1 protein-coding gene is annotated in these 266 nt (G+C 16.9%); it reads right to left on the reverse strand.

Going from position 1 to position 266, the window contains the following annotated elements:
* A partial coding sequence (locus F1741_RS02220) for a hypothetical protein (protein ID WP_212380338.1) occupies window positions 1-200 on the reverse strand: 200 nt, incomplete at its 3' end.
* Between the last annotated feature and the right edge of the window lie 66 nt (window positions 201-266).

A 266-nucleotide genomic window follows, 5' to 3' on the forward strand; every position in this document is an offset into this window, starting at 1 on the left:
TAAAAATTTTTCATATTTTCGATAGAATAATTTAAAATATCTTTTAATTGTTTAATTTTTTGATTTAAAATAATAATTTTTTGATGAAAAAAGTCATAAATATCCGAAATATGTTTATGATATTTCTGATTAAATTGAGAATATTTTTCTGTAAACAAATTATTTTGTTCAATTTGCTGTTGTTGTAATTCATTTTCCAATAAATTTAACTTTTGAAATGCCATCTTATATTTATCATTGAGTTTATCTTTGTTAATATTATATTC

The sequence above is a fragment of the 'Cynodon dactylon' phytoplasma genome, from assembly GCF_009268075.1.
Classification (GTDB): domain Bacteria; phylum Bacillota_I; class Bacilli_A; order Acholeplasmatales; family Acholeplasmataceae; genus Phytoplasma; species Phytoplasma cynodontis.